The sequence below is a fragment of the Paenibacillus artemisiicola genome (assembly GCF_017652985.1).
Lineage (GTDB): Bacteria > Bacillota > Bacilli > Paenibacillales > Paenibacillaceae > Paenibacillus_Z > Paenibacillus_Z artemisiicola.
Window position 1 is genome coordinate 18,344 of sequence record NZ_JAGGDJ010000039.1, and the last position, 16,207, is coordinate 34,550.

The following is a 16,207-nucleotide window of genomic DNA, read 5'->3' on the forward strand; positions in this document are numbered from 1 at the left end:
CCGAAATTCGAATCGAGGGAGAGAAAACGAAAATGCGCAAATGGGGACAAGCGGTACGCCGCTTTTGGAAGAACGAGGAAGGCTTGGGGACGCTGGAGGTCGTGCTCATTATAGCGGTCGTCATTATTTTGGCGCTGATATTCAAGGATTGGATCATCGGCTTGCTGCAAAGCTTGATGGATAACGCGGATGAGAAGGCAAGCGGGATCTTCGATGACAAGTAATCGCCCGCTCGCGGCGCTCCTTAAGCGCGAAGAGGGCAGTTTCGCGGTCGAGGCGAGTCTCGTGTTCCCGGCGTTGTTCGTGGCGCTGATCGCGCTGCTGATGCTGAGCATGTACGTTTACCAGACGGTCGCGGCGTATCACGGCGCTTCGCTGGCGGCGGAGCGGACGGCTTTCCGCTGGGACAACAGCGCCCGCGATCCCGTCAGCGGCATCGGGCCGACCGGAAGCTACGACGGCTTATATTGGCGCATGACGGATAACGGCGCGCTGCGGTCCTTGTTCGATTTGGCCGCCGGCGGCGAAGGGGAGGGCGGCATCGAGATCGCCGTCGGCGTGAACGGGTCCGCCGGAGCCGAGGACGGCGATGAAGAAGACGCGTCCCTGCCGGTCCTCAAGATGCGGGCGGAAGGCGCCCGCGTCGCAGGTCCGTTCCAGGGCACGATGCGATACTCCGGCACGCTGGAGAAACGGGTGGACGCGAAGCTGCGGCAGCCGCTCTCCATTCCGGTGCTGGAGGCGTTTCTGGGCCATTCGGAGCCCGCGGCGGAGGCGTCCGCTTCGATCGCCGATCCCGTCGAGCTGATCCGGAACGTCGAGCTGGCCCGCTATTACGCCGGCAAGTTCAAGGGCGGCATGAGCGGCGACCAGCGAAAGCAGGCGCAGGCGATCTTGATCGGGCGGCAGGGGATGGAACATGGCTAGGAGCAGGGAGGCCAGGGACGCATACCGGACAGGCTGGCCCGCACCGCCCCGCATGCGGACGAAACGGCGGGGCCGGCATCCGGCAGGGCGGCGGGAAGACGGATCCGTCTCGCTGTATTTGATCGTTGCTACGGCGGCAATCCTGCTGTTCACGGCGCTTCTGATCGATTACGCCAGAATCGCCGCGTTCAACAAGCAATCCGAGCTCGCCGCGCAGTCCGGGGTCCGCTCGGCTTTATCGGCTTACGACGACGCGCTGTATACCCGTTACGGCTTGTTCGGCGCAGGCGGCTCCGACCGCGGCGAGCTGTTCGCGCAGGCCGCGGAGCATAATTGGCCGCCCGAGGACGGGAACGGCTTTCAGCTTCTCCGCATCCGCCGGGAGACGTCCCACGTCGACGCGTACGAGGTACTCGGCAATCAGGCGGTGTTCACCCGTCAAGTACTGGAAGAAATGAAGTACAAAGCGCCGATCGATTTCACGATGGAGATCGCCTCCCGTTTCGCCCCCATGGGTTCGGCACTGAAAGAAGCATCGGCAACGGTGGGCGCGCTGGAGGATGTCAAGCACCTCTATGAGGAACGCGAGAAGCATCTCGAACGCATCGAGGACATCCGGCGGGAAAGCGCCGGGCGGCTGCCGGGGATCGCATCCAAGCTCGAAGCGGCATCTGGAATCGCCGGAGGTTAAGGCGACTACGAGAGTTGGATGCGCGAGGATGCGGCGATCGGCGAAGGCGAGCAGCCTGCGCACGCGGATGCCATCGAAACCTACCGCAGCCGCGCGCTGAACGACGCGGCGGCTTTGGCTTCCGCGGCTTCAGGGGAACTGGCGCGCTTGAAAACGGGTCTCGCCCAGGCGCTGTCCGAGTTGCGGTCGGCGGAGCGGTTGAACGCGTCGATCGCGGAGGCGGCCAAGCGAATGGAAGAGTCTCAGGACGGCGGCGGGTTCGATGACCTCGCGGAGGCGCAGCTCGGCGGGCAGACCGCCTCGTCGATGACGCCAGGCGAGCTCGAGGGCTTCGGCGACACGCGAAAGTCCATCGGCGGATTGACGATGGAAGCGGATTGGTTCGCGCGTTACCGCGAGGAATTAAGCGGGCAGCTTGACGCTTTTGAAGGGCTGGACGGCGCGGCCGCGGGATTCGGCGCCGCCGTTCGGAGCGCCGTCGCGGCGCCCGGCGGCGGCGCCGCGCTCGGTCAAGCATGGGCAAGCGTGAGCCGCGCCTTTCAAGACTACGATCGTCCCTACGGCAATCCGGGAACGGCGCTAAAGGCGAGGCAGGAGGAGCTGCGCGTCCGGCATGCCGGGGACGACGAGCGCAAATCCAACGAAGCGGCGGCGCAGTCGAAGTGGGGCCAGGTCAAGACGATCATCGGCGGCATGTCCGCCGAGCCGGGCTCGGAGGAGCAGCGGAAAGCGTTCGAGGACGCGAAGCGGCTGGCTGCGGATAACTTGACGTTCAACCAGGCGGCCGAAAACGGCGGCGATTCCGACGGCGAGCCATCCGGCAGCGCTGCGGAAGTTTCAGGCGATGCGGCGAAGTCCGCGCTGTCCTCCATGGGGGCGATGTTCGGGGGGATGGGAGACCTGCTCCAAGGCATCCGCGATCCGCTCTACGTCAACGAATACGTCGCGCATCGCTTCAGCAGGTTCGATCCCAAGCTCCTTCGCGAGGTGATCGCCGGGGGCAGCCGGGAAGCGTTCGCGCGATCGCTGGCGCTGGAGAACCAGGAGACGGAATTTATTTTGTACGGGTTCGGCGAGCCGGGGGCGAATGTAGCCGCCGCTTACGGCGAGATTTTCGCCGCGCGGCTGGCGATACGAACGATGGAGGGCTTGATCGCCTGCCGCGAGCTCGGCAACCCGTTGTTGATCCTGTCGGCGGCCGTGCTTTACGGCATCGAGAAATCCATCGCGGACATGACCGCGTTGGCGGAAACCGGAAAGGTGCAGCTCTCGAAGTACGTTCCCGTCGAACTGACGTATGCGGATTACTTGCGTCTCTTTCTCGTGCTCCACGGCTGCGGCGGCCAAGCAAGGACGGCCCGCGTCATCGCGGTCATCGAGCATAACACGGGCGCGGATTTGTCGAACGTCGCGACGGGATTGTCGGGCGAAATGACGTCCTCGGTCAATCTTTGGTTTTTGCCGGGACTGATGAGGAGCTTCACGGCGACCGGGATTCTGAGCGGAAAGGTTAAGGATGGCCGTTATGAGAAAACGCAGACGATCGGCAGCTCTTACGGCTAGATGGCGGAGCGAGTCCGGCAGCATCGCGCTGGAAGCGAGCTTGACGCTTCCAATCGTGCTGATGGCGATCATTTTCTTCATTTGCTTGATCCGGCTGAACGCGGCGCAGATGGCGCTTCACGGCGCCGTCTCCCAGACGGTCCGGCAGGCGGCGGCCAATATTCATCCGATCGATCTCGCCGTGAATCGGCTTGCTTCCGGCGAGAACGACGCGGATGCGGGCGGCGGGACGGAGGGGGGAGGCGCGGAATCAGGCAGCGGGGCGGTTGGGCACTCAACCGGAAACGGCAACTCCGGCGGCGGGCATCCATCCGCCGATTCCTCGGGCGAAGGCCTGGCTGCCTCCGGATTCCCATGGAACGGGCAATCGTCCGGCTCAACTTCGGACGAACCGCTCCCGGCCGTCGAGTACTTGGCGGATAAGCTCGAAGAGTGGCTTCCGTCGCCGGCGGGGCCATTGCTTTCGGCGGCTTTGAAGGGGGATTGGAAGTCGATCCGGGACACCGCCGCCGCGACGGTCGGCCGGCCCGTCATCGAGCCGCTGCTTCGCCGCGAAGCCGATGCCTCCGTGCTCGATCCGGAGCGGATTCGGCTCTCGAAGCTCTCGCTCCCCGATCTGAAGGACAAGACCGACCTCACGCTGGCGATCGAAGCGGAATATTCGTTTCCGCTCGGGTTCCCGTTCACAAAGAAAGCGATCGTGCTGCGGGAACGGGCGGAGGAGCGCGTCTGGACGCCGGATACCGTCCCGGCGCCGAAAGGCGGCGATTCGGATTCCGAACACGCGCCGATCCAAATCGTGTTGATCGAGCCTTCGCCGGCGCGCCCGGGCCATAAAGCCCGCGTGGTGGTGAAGACGAGCCCGGGCCGAAGCCTGTCCATTGAAGTGCTGTACAAGAGCGGGCAAAGCGTCGCCAAGCACTTGGGCGATACGGTCACGGACGGCGAAGGGCTGGCCGAATGGACGTGGCTGGTGTCCGGCAACACGACGCCGGGCGTCTGGGAAATCGTCGTGACGGCCTCGGACGGAGGATCCGCGGCGCGGCATTTCGTCGTTCAGAAGAAACCGAAGGAGGGAGAGCATGGTTAGCTGGGCAACCGCTATTTTGGCTTTGCTGTTCGTTGCGGCGGCTTTCGTCAGCGATATACGCAAGATGACGATTCCCAACCGTCTGAACGCCGTTTTCTTTACCGCAGGGGCGGTTTATCACGTGGCCGCCGGTGGCTGGAACGGAGGGCTGCAGGCGCTGCTCGGCGCGGCCGCCGGCCTGGTTCCTTTGCTGCTGCTCTACGCGCTGAAGGGCATCGGAGCGGGAGACGTGAAATTTTTCGCGGCTTTGGGGGCGGTCGTCGGGCCGGTGGCCGTTTTGCAGGTGCTGATGTATGCGATTTTGTACGGCGGCCTGCTGGGCTTTGCCTTTTTGCTGCTGAAGCGGACTTTTGCCCGGCGCCTGCTGTCCGGCGCCGTTGCGGTCATCGCGGCGGATTCCCGGCTTGCGGCTTGGGGGACGAATGTTGCCGGTTCCGGCGGCCTGCGGTTTCCGTTCATGATCGCGGTTTTGCCGGGAGCCGTTACGGCGTGGTGCATGGCGCCGTTTTAATTTCATCTAGGAGGGATTGCTATGCTGCTCGACGATCTTCGGGTCGATTACGCCATGAAGCGCGGCCATGAAATGATCGTGGATTTGAAGTCCGGCGTCGAACGGGCCGATCTTGACGCCGTCGAAATCCAAATGCTGCAGGGTCAGCGCATTCCGAAGCTGCTGCCGGTCGAATGGATCGACATCGACGGCGGAATTACGTTCCGCTACCCGCTGAACGGGAGGCGCATGCTGTCACACCGGCTGCAGACGCGGCAGCTGACCATGTTTCAGTTCTACGCCTTGCTGCTCGCCGTCGTCGAAGCGTTGGACGACAGCCGGCATTACATGCTTCGCGCGGAGTGTTTCCTGCTCCATGAACAATACATCTTCATCGGGGAAAACTGGGACGATGCCGTTCTCGCTTACGTGCCGCTGCGGGGCAAGCGCATGGTGCACTCGGCCGGCGAGGCGGTGCTCGCGATGGCGATCCGCTGGATCGGCGCCGTCGCGGAGCCGGACGGCCTCGGCCTGCAGCAGGTGTTCCAGCACTTGCGCGGCGAGTACGTCTCGTGGACGCTGCTCCGGCAAACGCTGCTTTCGCTGCTCGGGTCCAGCTATCGGGCGGGACTGACGGAGGAGGCCGCCGACGTGCGCGGATACCCGGCGCCGGAACAGTACGCCGCTCCGCCGGCTGTTGCGCAAGAACCCGCCGATGAACGCAAAGCCTTCGAAAACCCGGCCATGTTCATGGACAAGCACGAGCACTCGCCGCTCGAGGCGGTCTGGAATAACGCGATCGGCCGCGAACGGATGAATGCCCCGGCGGAAGAGGAGCTGCCTTTGACGGAAATGCCGGTGGAAGCCGCGAAAGAATCGTCGCGCATGGGATGGCTGGCCGGCGCGGGCTGGATTCTTGCGGCGGCCGTCATCTGGCGGTTCCTATACTTGGCTTCTCCTTCGCGCACGAATCTGCTTCTGTGCGCCGGGCTGACGCTGTTGACGGGCACGTTGGCGATCGTGCTGCTGAAGCGGGCGGGAAGAAGCGCGGATACCGCCGACGAGGTGAATTGGAGAGCCGGCAAAGAATGGAGCCCCGAGGATGCGTTCGTGCCGAATTCCGGGCAAATCGGTTCCGGCTCGAAACATTCGCCGCAATCGGCCAAGCTCCGCGTCCCGGAACCGGCCCCGATCAAGGCGCGAGAGCCGCGAGACCGGGAAACGCCGTTTGGTGCGGCAGCCGCCTCATACACGGAAAGCAGCCCGATGCCCGTTGCGTTATCCGGGGGCATGCCGTCTGCCGGCGCTGCGTCCGGGAGCGGGTTGTCCGTCGCGGCTTCATCCGAAATCGCGCATGCGCCAGCAATGCCCTCCGGCTACCCATTATCTTCCGCTTCGCCTGCAAACGGCCTAAGGACCGGCGCGACGTCTTCAAGCGCCGCGCAGTCATTCGCGAAATCGCCGCGTTCCGACGATGTCACGGTGCTGCTCGGCCGGGACGCTAAGGAGGATTCCGGCACGGACAAGCGGATTCCATGGCTGGAACGACGGGACGATGGAGGCGTGGCGGAAAAAATTCCGCTCGAGCAGCAGCAATTCGTCATTGGCCGCTCCCGCGAAGGCGTGCAATACATCGACCGCTCGTCGGGCATTTCTCGCGCCCACGTGGAGCTGCACGCCAGCGGAGAGCGTTGGTGCGTCAAGGACATGGGCTCCCGGAACGGCAGCACGCTGAACGGGAGCGGCATGGTGCCGTACAAGACGTACGAGCTGGCCGATACGGACAAGCTGCAGCTGGCGGGCGAACAGGGACCGGTCTACGTGTTTCGGGCGGGATAAGTATTCTCCATACGGAAGTAAATATTGCTGCGAGCAATTCAGGGTTAAGGCGTATCGTGCAGTACATTAACAAAGGTTACGCGGGGAGCGGACATGAAAGCGCAGTTGGGCGCTTAAGCGCGAAGCACGAACAGCGCTCGGCTAAGCCGAGCGCCCGAGGCGTGCCGCGAATCTCGTAACGGCTAATGGATCGGCCCTAGCTCCGCTGGCGGCCGAACAGCTGTCCCAAAGCGGCGTCCGCCGTCCGATACCGGAACGAAAAGCCGTGCGCCGTCGCCTTGCGCGGGATCGCGCGCGAGCCTTCGAGCAGCAGGAAGGACATTTCCCCCAGCGCGCCTTTCAGGACGAACGACGGCAGCGGGAGCCAATGCGGTTTGCGGGCCGCCGCGCCGACGGCCCGTCCGAATTCGTCGTTCGTCAACGGTTCGGGCGCGCAGGCATTGACGGGGCCTTCGATGTCGGAACGGTCGAGGCAGAACAAGATCAGACGCACCATGTCCTCTTCGTGGATCCACGGCATCCATTGCTTCCCGCTGCCGATCCGCCCGCCCGCGAACAAGCGGTAGGGCAGCAGCATCTTCGGAAACGCGCCGTCGTCCAGGCCGATCACGAGTCCGATTCGCAGTTTGACGAGGCGGGGGACGGGGATGCGGTCCGCGGCGGCTTCCCATTGCCCCACGACGGAAGCGAGGAAATCCGTTCCCCGCGCCGCGCTATTTTCGTCGTGGGGGACGCTGCCGTCGGTGCCGTAGACGGATATGCCGGAGGCGTTCACGACGACGCCCGGTTTCCGTTTCAGCGCCGCCGCGGCTTTCGCGAGCGCATCGACGGCATCCAGCCGCGATTGCAGAATCGCCTGTTTGCCGCTTTTGTTCCATCGGCGGCTGATCGTCTCTCCGGCCAGATTCACGATCGCGTCGAAGCCCTCCAGCACCTCGGGCGACGCGGCGAGCTGCGCCCACGTGATCCGGCGCGGTCCCGAAGCCGAAGCCGCCCCTCCTCCCGAGCGGGAAATCAGCGCCACCTCGTCTCCGCGCGCCTTCAGCGCGGCGACGAGCAGGCGCCCCACGTAACCGGTCCCGCCGGCAACGGCTACTTTCATGCCAATCCCTCCCATATTCCAATTGTTCCCACAACGATTAACCTCATGGTACAACAAAAGCCGCCCGAACGGGCGGCTTATTTATTCAGCAGATGGGTATACGGCCGATAATCGATCTGTTCCTTCTCCAGAAACGTAATCAAACTGCGGTAGTCGCGTTTGGGCGTGGCCCGGATGTAGCCTTCGATGCAGTGGCTTTGCGAGACTTCGGCCGCTCCCCCTTCGACCGCCACCTGCGCGATTTTGGCCGCGATGGAATGCCTGGCGATATCGCGGAACGCGCTCGGTACCGGCGACACGAGCTTCTCGAGGAACGCCTTGGCATCTTCGGACCACATGCCGCGGCTGCGCTCGACCCAATAGTTTTGCCAATCCAGCTTGGACTTGCCATCCCGCTGGGGGAGCACCTTCAGAAACTTGCGGAACATGAAATAGCCGCCGATCGACATGAAGACGATCATGACGACCGCCCAAAACACGATAAAATACATGAACCAATTCGGAGCCATCGCTACCATCACCTCTTGCGGGCACTCTATGCCTCGAAAAATATCGGCAAATCATGCCTATTATAAGCCAAGCCGGCCTTCGGCCGCAACAATCGGCCGTGATCGGAACCTAGATTTATTTCGCCGTTCCTTGTAAAATAGGAGGGACAAGCATTGAATCAGGACCTGCCCCTTCGCAGGCTTCCGCCGTATACACGAAAGGAGCGATTACACGTCCATGTTGAAAATCGGTTCGCACGTTTCTTTTTCCGATAAAGGGTTGCTCACCGCCACGAACGAAGCCGTCTCGTACGGCTCCAGCTCGTTCATGATTTACACCGGGGCCCCGCAGAACACGCGCCGCAAGCCTATGGAAGACCTCTACATTCCGGAAGGCAAGGCCGCGATGAGCGAGGCCGGGATCGACGAAATCGTCGTGCACGCCCCCTACATCATTAACCTCGGTTCCTATAAAGACGACACGTACGAGCTCGCCGTGCGGTTTCTTCAGGAGGAGATCCGCCGCACCGACGCGATCGGCGTGCGCAACATCGTGCTGCATCCGGGCGCTTATACGGACAAGGACGCGGAGTACGGCATCGCCCGGATCGCGGAAGGCCTGAACGAAGTGTTGAACGGCACGAAAGAAACGAACGTCAACATCGCGCTCGAAACGATGGCCGGCAAAGGAACGGAAATCGGCCGGAGCTTCGAGGAAATCGCGTCCATCATCGATAAAGTCGCGGCGAACGACCGGCTGACCGTCTGCATGGACACGTGCCACATGCACGACGCCGGCTACGACCTCGTGAACGACCCCGACGGCGTGCTGAGCGCGTTCGACCGCATCGTCGGTCTCGACCGCGTGGCCGTCGTCCACGTCAACGACAGCAAAAACCCGCGCGGCGCCGCGAAAGACCGCCATGCGCCGATCGGCGCGGGCTGGATCGGCTACGACGCCATCCGCGCTTTCGTGCACCACGAAGCGCTGAAGGGCCGTCCGTTCATTCTCGAGACGCCTTGGATCGGCCAACAAGACAAGACGCAGCGTCCGATGTACGAAGCCGAAATCGCGCTGCTCCGCGGCGATGCGTCGAACCGCTTCGGCGGCGAGTTCCTGGAGGACGTCGAGCGCCTGCACCATTTCTTCGGCAAGCAGGACATCGATCACCGCCAGTACGTGCTGAACGTCTGGGACGTGCTTAAAACCGACGCGAAAGCGAAGAAAGCCGACCCGCGCGAGCCGATGGACCGTCTCTACGACCTCGTGGCCGAGCACCGCGTGCTGCCCGAGCTGTCCGAGGAAGCGGTCAACCAGCGCATCACGGCATGGTTCGCCGGCAAGACGCTGCTCGTAAACGCCTGATCCCGCCGGCTTCGGCCGGCTTTGCTTGACCCACTCGCCGACGGAAGGAAGACTGTCTCTCATGCAAACCATTCATCAAGCCCCGCGGCCGCCGCGGCCGGACAACGCCAACCGCGCGCGGATGCTCATCTCGTGCCCGGACCGCAACGGCATCGTGGCCGCGGTGTCGCAATTTCTGTACGAACACGGCGCGAATATCGTGCAATCGGACCAATATACGCTGAACCCCGGCGGCGGCATGTTCTTCATCCGTTTCGAATTCGACTTAAGCGACCTGGAGCGCGAGCTGCCCGTGCTGCAGGAAGATTTCGGCCGCGTGGCGGACCGCTTCGACATGAAATGGAATACGTTTCGCGCCAGCCGCAAGAAACGCCTCGCGATCTTCGTCTCCAAGGAAGATCACTGCTTGCTGGAGCTGCTCTGGCAGTGGCAGGCCGGCGACCTCGACGCGGAAATCGCGATGGTCGTGAGCAACCATCCCGACATGCAGGGGCTCGTGGAATCGTTCGGCATCCCCTTCCATCACATTCCGGTTACCCCGGACACGAAGGCGGAAGCCGAGAAACGCCAGCTGGAAGCGGTCAAAGGCAAAGCCGATCTAATCGTGCTGGCCCGTTACATGCAAATCATTTCGCCGAAATTCATCGAGCAGTTTCCGAACCGGATCATTAACATCCATCATTCCTTCCTCCCGGCCTTCGTCGGCGGCAAGCCGTACGCGCAAGCCTACCAGCGGGGCGTCAAGATCATCGGCGCCACGGCGCATTACGTCACGGAAGAGCTTGACGGCGGTCCGATCATCGAGCAGGACGTCCAGCGCGTCACGCACCGCGACGACGTCGACAACTTGAAACGGATCGGCCGGACCATCGAGCGCGTCGTGCTCGCGCGCGCCGTCAAATGGCATGTCGAGGACCGGATTCTCGTGCATCAGAACAAAACGGTCGTTTTCAATTGATTTTTTCTTTGGTCCTTATCTGCTGAGTCAAGACCCGCGCGCCTTCCCCCCAAGGAACGGCGCGCTTTTTTCGCGTTGACCGTTTATGCGCGAGGGCGGTCGGTTTAATAAGTACGGACAGCGATAAGAATGCAAATGTTGGGCCATAATTTAAGTGTCGAATTTTAGAGCAGTACCGCAATAAAGATGGCAATGGCCAAGAGGTAATGGTACAATATTTCAAAGCCAGTGCGGGATTCCCTGCCAATTGTAGAATATAGAGAGAAACGCGAAGCTGTACCCATTGCGATTTAGGAGGAGTATTTGAATGACAGTCACGCAGAAAACCATCGATCAACTTTCCATCGACACCATTCGCACCCTGGCGATCGACGCGGTCGAGAAAGCGAACTCCGGCCATCCGGGCATGCCCATGGGCGCGGCGCCGATGGGTTATCAATTGTTCGCGAAGACGATGAACCACAATCCGTCCAATCCGACCTGGATCAACCGCGACCGCTTCGTGCTGTCCGCGGGCCACGGCTCCATGCTGCTGTACAGCCTGCTTCACCTTTCGGGCTACGGCCTTCCGATCGAACAGCTGCAGCAGTTCCGTCAATGGGGCTCCCTGACGCCGGGCCATCCGGAGTACGGCCACACGGCCGGCGTGGACGCGACCACGGGCCCGCTCGGACAAGGCGTCGCGATGGCGGTCGGCATGGCCATGGCGGAAGCGCACTTGGGCGCGACTTACAATAAGCAGGACCTGAACATCGTCGACCACTTCACGTTCGCGATTTGCGGCGACGGCGACCTGATGGAAGGCGTGGCGAGCGAAGCGGCTTCGCTGGCGGCTCATCTGAAGCTCGGCAAGCTCGTCGTGCTGTACGATTCCAACGACATCTCGCTCGACGGCGAGCTGAACCTGGCGTTCTCCGAGAACGTGCAGGGCCGCTTCCAAGCGTACGGCTGGCAGGTGCTTCGCGTCGAGGACGGCAACGACCTGAACGCGCTCGCGCAAGCCGTCGCTGCGGCGCAAGCGGAGCTCGGCCGTCCGACGCTCATCGAAGTCAAGACGACGATCGGCTACGGCAGCCCGAACAAAGGCGGCAAAGGCGGCCATCTCGGCACGCACGGCAGCCCGCTCGGCGCCGACGAAACGAAGCTGACGAAAGAATTTTACGGCTGGGAGCATGAGGCGTTCTTCGTGCCGGACGAGGTTCGCGCCCATTTCGCCGAAGTCAAGACCCGCGGCGAGCAAGCGAACGCAGCGTGGGACAAGCTGTTCGCGTCCTACAAGTCCGCGTATCCGGAGCTGGCGGCTCAATTCGAAACGGCCATCAGCGGCAAGCTGCCCGCGGGCTGGGATAAGGATCTCCCGACGTACACGACCGCGGACAAGGCGGTATCGACGCGCGTGGCGTCCGGCAACGCGCTGAACGGCCTGGCGAACAACGTGCCGAGCCTGATCGGCGGCTCCGCCGACTTGGAAAGCTCCACGATGACCCACTTGAAGGGCTTGCCGGTATTCAAACCGGGCAGCTACGAAGGCCGCAACGTGTACTTCGGCGTACGGGAATTCGCCATGGCGGCTGCCGTAAACGGCATGAGCCTGCACGGCGGCGTGAAGCCGTACGGCGCGACGTTCTTCGTCTTTACGGACTACTTGCGTCCGGCAGTGCGCCTCTCCGCGCTGATGAAGCAGCCGGTCACGTTCGTCCTGACGCACGACAGCATCGCGGTCGGCGAAGACGGCCCGACGCACGAGCCGATCGAGCAGCTGGCGTCCCTGCGCATCATCCCGCAGCTGACGGTCATCCGTCCGGCCGATGCCAACGAGACGTCCTCGGCATGGGCTTACGCGCTCTCGCAGGCGGATCAGCCGGTCGCGCTCGTCCTGACTCGCCAGAACCTGCCGATCCTCGAAGGCACGAACGAGAATTCGCGCGAAGGCATCGCGAAAGGCGCGTACGTCATCGCCGACGCGGCGAACGGCAAGCCGCAAGCGCAGCTGATCGCGACGGGCTCCGAGGTGCAGCTGGCGGTTGCCGCGCAGAAGGCGCTGGCGGACGAAGGCATCCACGTGCGCGTCATCAGCATGCCGAGCTTCGACCTGTTCGAGCGCCAATCGAAGGCCTACAAGGATTCCGTCCTGCTGCCTGACGTCAAGGCGCGCCTAGCGATCGAAATGGCGTCGCCGTTCGGCTGGGAGCGTTACGTCGGCGACCAAGGCGCCGTGCTCGGCATCAACAAGTTCGGCGCGTCCGCGAAAGGCGACCGCGTCATCCAGGAGTACGGCTTCACGGTCGAGAACGTCGTCAGCCACGTCAAAGGGCTGCTGTAAACGCGCATCATCGGTTCCAATCGCGGGGCTTGGGCCACTTCGGCGGCCGTGAGCTCCGCTTTTTACATATCGCCATCATCCCACACGCAGAGGAGTATTGCCCTTATGTCCCAGTACGAAAACGTCACCGTTATCAAAAAAGCCAACCTGTACTTCGACGGCAAAGTATCCAGCCGCACCGTCCTGTTTCCGGACGGCACGAAAAAAACGCTCGGCATCATGCTGCCGGGCGACTATGAATTCGGCACGGACGCCAAGGAAATCATGGAAATTCTCGCCGGCGACCTGAAAGTGCTGCTGCCGGGCGAAACGGAATGGCTCCATATCGCCGGCGAAGGCGAGTTCACGGTCCCGGCCAACGCCAAGTTCAAGCTGCAGGTCGCGTCGATTACCGACTACGCCTGCTCGTACATCCAAGAATAACAATCCGGCGCGCTTAACCGGACGCTCGGCCTCGAGCCGCGGATCCGAATCGCGTCAAAGGCATGCAAAAAAAAGGCTGCTCCGCGTTCTCCCGCAATAAACGGGAGGCGGAGCAGCCTTCTTTGTCTTTCGTGCGGCGCCGGCGGGGTTAGGCGCTCCCGGGCGCGCCGAAACGCGCACCCCCGAGGGCCGCGGCTAAGCCGGCCTAAGGCGAGCCCGCGATGCACCGCGCGGCGTGAATCCTATTCGGCCTTCGTGCCGGCGCGGTTCGTGATCGGCTTGTTGATCCATTGCTCGTAGGTATGCGCCAGCGCCGAGAGATCCGCTTCGGCGAAGCCCATCGCGTCGCCGATCTGATACAGGCTCTTGACCGTCTCCAGAATCGGCGTCGGCGTCTTCAGCTCGTCCGACAGCACCGAAGCCAGCCGCAGGTCCTTCAGCATCAGGCCGAGCGAGAACTGCACGCCGAAGTCGCGTTCCAGCAGCTTCGGCGTTTTCAGCTCGGCCATTTTGCTCGCGGCGCCGCCGGATTGGACAAGCTCGAGGAACGAGGCGGCGTCGATGCCGCCGCTGGCCGCGATGGCCATGCCTTCCAGCAGCGCGGCGACGTTGATGCCGACGACCGTGTTATGGGCCAGCTTGGCGGTCGAGCCGCTGCCGCCCGGGCCCATCGGAATGATCTTGCGGCCCATCGCGCCCAGCACGTCATGGACCTTCGCCAGCACTTGCGCGTCCCCGCCGACCATGAACGTCAGCGTGCCGCTTTCCGCCGCCGGCTTGCTGCCCGTGACCGGCGCGTCGAGGAAGGCCGCGGACTTGGCCGCGATGTCCTGGTGCAGCTGTCGGGAGAGGGCGGGCGAAATGGTGCTGCTATCGATGACGACGGAACCCGGCTTCAACGCGCCGAGCACGCCGTTGTCGCCGTAGTAGACTTCGCGGATCGAATCGTCGTTGCTGATCATGGTTATGATGATGTCGGAGGCATCGGCGACCGCCGCGGTCGTCTTCGCTTCCGCGGCTCCGAGCTCGAGCAGTTGGGCCGCTTTGCCCGGCGTGCGGTTGTAGACCGTGACCGGATAGCCTTTGCGCAGCAGGTTGGCCGCCATGGGCTCGCCCATGACGCCGAGGCCGATAAAGCCGATTTTGAACATGATACGTCATCTCCTTGAGTTTCCGAATGTGAAGGCTCCAACCATTTTACCATACTTACCGGCCAAGCTGCATTCGGCCCGGGTTCCCTTGTTTTTGGGTAGGAAATCCATTATCCTTATCGTGACGTAAAAAGGACATGCTCCGCGGCAGGCCGAACGGCGCGTCCCGACGCCCGGCCGGAGCTGCTCCGTCCTACATAGAGCCGCATCGCAAAAAACTTAAGCCTCAGCTTTCGAAGCGAGTTTTTGCTCGCATTGAAGAATAACCACTGAAGCATCGCAAAAACTTAAGCCTATGCTTTCGAAGCGAGTTTTTGCTCGCATTGAAGAATAACCAACGAAGCATCGCAAAAACTTAAGCCTATGCTTTCGAAGCGAGTTTTTGCTCGCATTGAAGAATAACCAACGAAGCATCGCAAAAACTTTCAGGAGGTTCCAAAAACCATGACGAAAGCAGTTTCCTTCGACTACAGCAAAGCGCTCGGCTTCATCGGCCAGCACGAGATCGACAATCTGGCGCAGCAGGTGCGCACGGCGCACGATCAGCTCCGCAACGGCTCCGGCGCGGGCTCCGACTATCTCGGCTGGATCGACCTGCCGACGAATTACGATCGAGACGAATTCGCGCGGATCAAGCAAGCGGCGGACAAAATCCAATCCGACTCCCAAGTGCTCGTCGTCATCGGCATCGGCGGGTCCTACCTCGGCGCGCGCGCCGCGATCGAAATGCTGTCGCATTCCTTCTACAACCTTCTCCCGCAGGAGCAGCGCAAGACGCCGCAGATCCTGTTCGCGGGCAACAATATCAGCTCCACGTACGTAACGCATCTGCTGCAGCTGCTGGAAGGCCGCGACTGGTCGATCAACGTCATTTCCAAATCGGGCACGACGACGGAGCCGGCCATCGCGTTCCGCATCTTCCGCGAAGCGCTGGAAGCCAAATACGGCAAAGCCGAAGCGCGCAAGCGCATCTACGCCACGACGGACCGCGAGAAGGGCGCCCTGAAGAAGCTCGCGACCGAAGAAGGCTACGAGTCCTTCATCATTCCGGACGACGTCGGCGGACGTTACTCCGTGCTCACGGCCGTCGGCCTGCTGCCGATCGCCGCTGCCGGCATCGACATCGAAGCCATGATGAAAGGCGCCGCGGACGCGTCCGCCGCCTACAACAACCCGGCTCTGGCCGAGAACGAGGCGTACCAGTATGCCGCGGCCCGCAACGCGCTCTACCGCAAAGGCAAAGTGACGGAAATTCTCGTCAACTACGAGCCGGCGCTGCACTTCGTGTCGGAATGGTGGAAGCAGCTGTACGGCGAGAGCGAAGGCAAGGATTACAAAGGCATTTTCCCGGCGGCCGTCGATTTCTCGACCGACCTGCACTCCATGGGCCAATTCATCCAGGAGGGCAACCGGAACATCTTCGAAACGGTCATTCAGGTCGGCAGCGTCTCCGAGCAAATCACGATCGGCCATGACGAAAGCAACCTGGACGGCTTGAACTTCCTCACCGGCAAGACGATGGACTTCGTCAACAAGAAGGCGTTCGAAGGCACGCTGCTCGCGCACGCGGACGGCCACGTACCGAACTTCGTCGTGAACATCGCCGACATGACGCCGTACACGTTCGGCTATCTGGTGTACTTCTTCGAGATCGCCTGCGGCATCAGCGGCTACCTGTCGGGCGTGAACCCGTTCGACCAGCCGGGCGTCGAAGCGTACAAGAAGAACATGTTCGCGCTGCTCGGCAAGCCGGGCTACGAGAAAGAAAAAGCCGAGCTCGAAGCTCGGCTGTAAGC

Annotated in this window: 15 protein-coding genes; 12 read left to right on the forward strand and 3 right to left on the reverse strand. The window is 62.4% G+C overall.

The annotated features are described in order from the left end of the window. Positions 1 to 32 precede the first annotated feature (32 nt). From I8J29_RS26530 to I8J29_RS26560, 7 genes are read left to right on the forward strand one after another with little or no spacing between them, the layout of a single operon-like run. Positions 33 to 224, forward strand: a complete 192-nt coding sequence (locus I8J29_RS26530; protein ID WP_208850381.1) for a Flp1 family type IVb pilin — start codon at positions 33 to 35, stop codon at positions 222 to 224. Beyond that, on the forward strand, positions 214 to 927 hold the full coding sequence (locus I8J29_RS26535) for a TadE/TadG family type IV pilus assembly protein (RefSeq protein WP_208850382.1): 714 nt from the start codon (positions 214 to 216) through the stop codon (positions 925 to 927). Before I8J29_RS26530 ends, I8J29_RS26535 begins: the two co-directional genes overlap by 11 nt. Further along, complete coding sequence (locus I8J29_RS26540; protein WP_208850383.1) at positions 920 to 1,618, forward strand: hypothetical protein; 699 nt, start codon at positions 920 to 922, stop codon at positions 1,616 to 1,618. The genes I8J29_RS26535 and I8J29_RS26540 overlap by 8 nt, the downstream gene beginning before the upstream one ends. Positions 1,619 to 1,636: 18 nt before the next feature. Beyond that, positions 1,637 to 3,181, forward strand: a complete 1,545-nt coding sequence (locus tag I8J29_RS26545) for a hypothetical protein (RefSeq protein ID WP_208850384.1) — start codon at positions 1,637 to 1,639, stop codon at positions 3,179 to 3,181. Beyond that, complete coding sequence (locus tag I8J29_RS26550; protein WP_208850385.1) at positions 3,144 to 4,271, forward strand: TadE/TadG family type IV pilus assembly protein; 1,128 nt, start codon at positions 3,144 to 3,146, stop codon at positions 4,269 to 4,271. The genes I8J29_RS26545 and I8J29_RS26550 overlap by 38 nt, the downstream gene beginning before the upstream one ends. Next, positions 4,264 to 4,782: an A24 family peptidase gene (locus I8J29_RS26555; protein ID WP_208850386.1), complete on the forward strand. Its 519-nt coding sequence runs from the start codon at positions 4,264 to 4,266 to the stop codon at positions 4,780 to 4,782. Before I8J29_RS26550 ends, I8J29_RS26555 begins: the two co-directional genes overlap by 8 nt. Before the next feature lie 21 nt (positions 4,783 to 4,803). After that, complete coding sequence (locus I8J29_RS26560) at positions 4,804 to 6,600, forward strand: DUF6382 domain-containing protein (protein WP_208850387.1); 1,797 nt, start codon at positions 4,804 to 4,806, stop codon at positions 6,598 to 6,600. A 196-nt stretch (positions 6,601 to 6,796) separates the two neighbouring features. On the opposite strand, the gene I8J29_RS26565 is transcribed toward I8J29_RS26560, so the two are convergent. Both I8J29_RS26565 and I8J29_RS26570 read right to left on the reverse strand, forming a co-directional pair. After that, positions 6,797 to 7,702, reverse strand: a complete 906-nt coding sequence (locus I8J29_RS26565; RefSeq protein WP_208850388.1) for a TIGR01777 family oxidoreductase — start codon at positions 7,700 to 7,702, stop codon at positions 6,797 to 6,799. A 77-nt stretch (positions 7,703 to 7,779) separates the two neighbouring features. After that, on the reverse strand, positions 7,780 to 8,211 hold the full coding sequence (locus I8J29_RS26570; RefSeq protein WP_208850389.1) for a DUF2621 family protein: 432 nt from the start codon (positions 8,209 to 8,211) through the stop codon (positions 7,780 to 7,782). Positions 8,212 to 8,428: 217 nt separating this feature from the next. On the opposite strand from I8J29_RS26570, the gene I8J29_RS26575 reads away from it, so the two are divergent. The 4 genes from I8J29_RS26575 (at position 8,429) to ppnP (ending at position 13,260) form a co-directional block, all read left to right on the forward strand. Further along, positions 8,429 to 9,556: a deoxyribonuclease IV gene (locus I8J29_RS26575; RefSeq protein WP_208850390.1), complete on the forward strand. Its 1,128-nt coding sequence runs from the start codon at positions 8,429 to 8,431 to the stop codon at positions 9,554 to 9,556. A gap of 61 nt (positions 9,557 to 9,617) precedes the next feature. Continuing rightward, entirely contained in the window at positions 9,618 to 10,514 is an 897-nt protein-coding gene (purU, locus tag I8J29_RS26580) for a formyltetrahydrofolate deformylase (protein ID WP_090641210.1), read from the forward strand. Positions 10,515 to 10,821: 307 nt separating this feature from the next. Then, a complete protein-coding gene (gene tkt, locus I8J29_RS26585; protein WP_208850391.1) occupies positions 10,822 to 12,837 on the forward strand; it encodes a transketolase in 2,016 nt (671 codons plus the stop codon). Positions 12,838 to 12,942: 105 nt separating this feature from the next. Further along, the gene (gene ppnP / locus I8J29_RS26590) at positions 12,943 to 13,260 is read left to right on the forward strand and encodes a pyrimidine/purine nucleoside phosphorylase (protein ID WP_208850392.1); all 318 of its coding nucleotides are present in this window, start codon (positions 12,943 to 12,945) and stop codon (positions 13,258 to 13,260) included. A gap of 242 nt (positions 13,261 to 13,502) precedes the next feature. On the opposite strand, the gene I8J29_RS26595 is transcribed toward ppnP, so the two are convergent. After that, complete coding sequence (locus I8J29_RS26595) at positions 13,503 to 14,411, reverse strand: NAD(P)-dependent oxidoreductase (protein WP_208850393.1); 909 nt, start codon at positions 14,409 to 14,411, stop codon at positions 13,503 to 13,505. A gap of 444 nt (positions 14,412 to 14,855) precedes the next feature. Here I8J29_RS26595 and I8J29_RS26600 point away from each other — a divergent pair, with 444 nt between their 5' ends. Next, positions 14,856 to 16,205 (forward strand): glucose-6-phosphate isomerase, encoded by a 1,350-nt coding sequence (locus I8J29_RS26600; protein ID WP_208850394.1) that lies wholly within the window; start codon positions 14,856 to 14,858, stop codon positions 16,203 to 16,205. Positions 16,206 to 16,207: the final 2 nt, after the last annotated feature.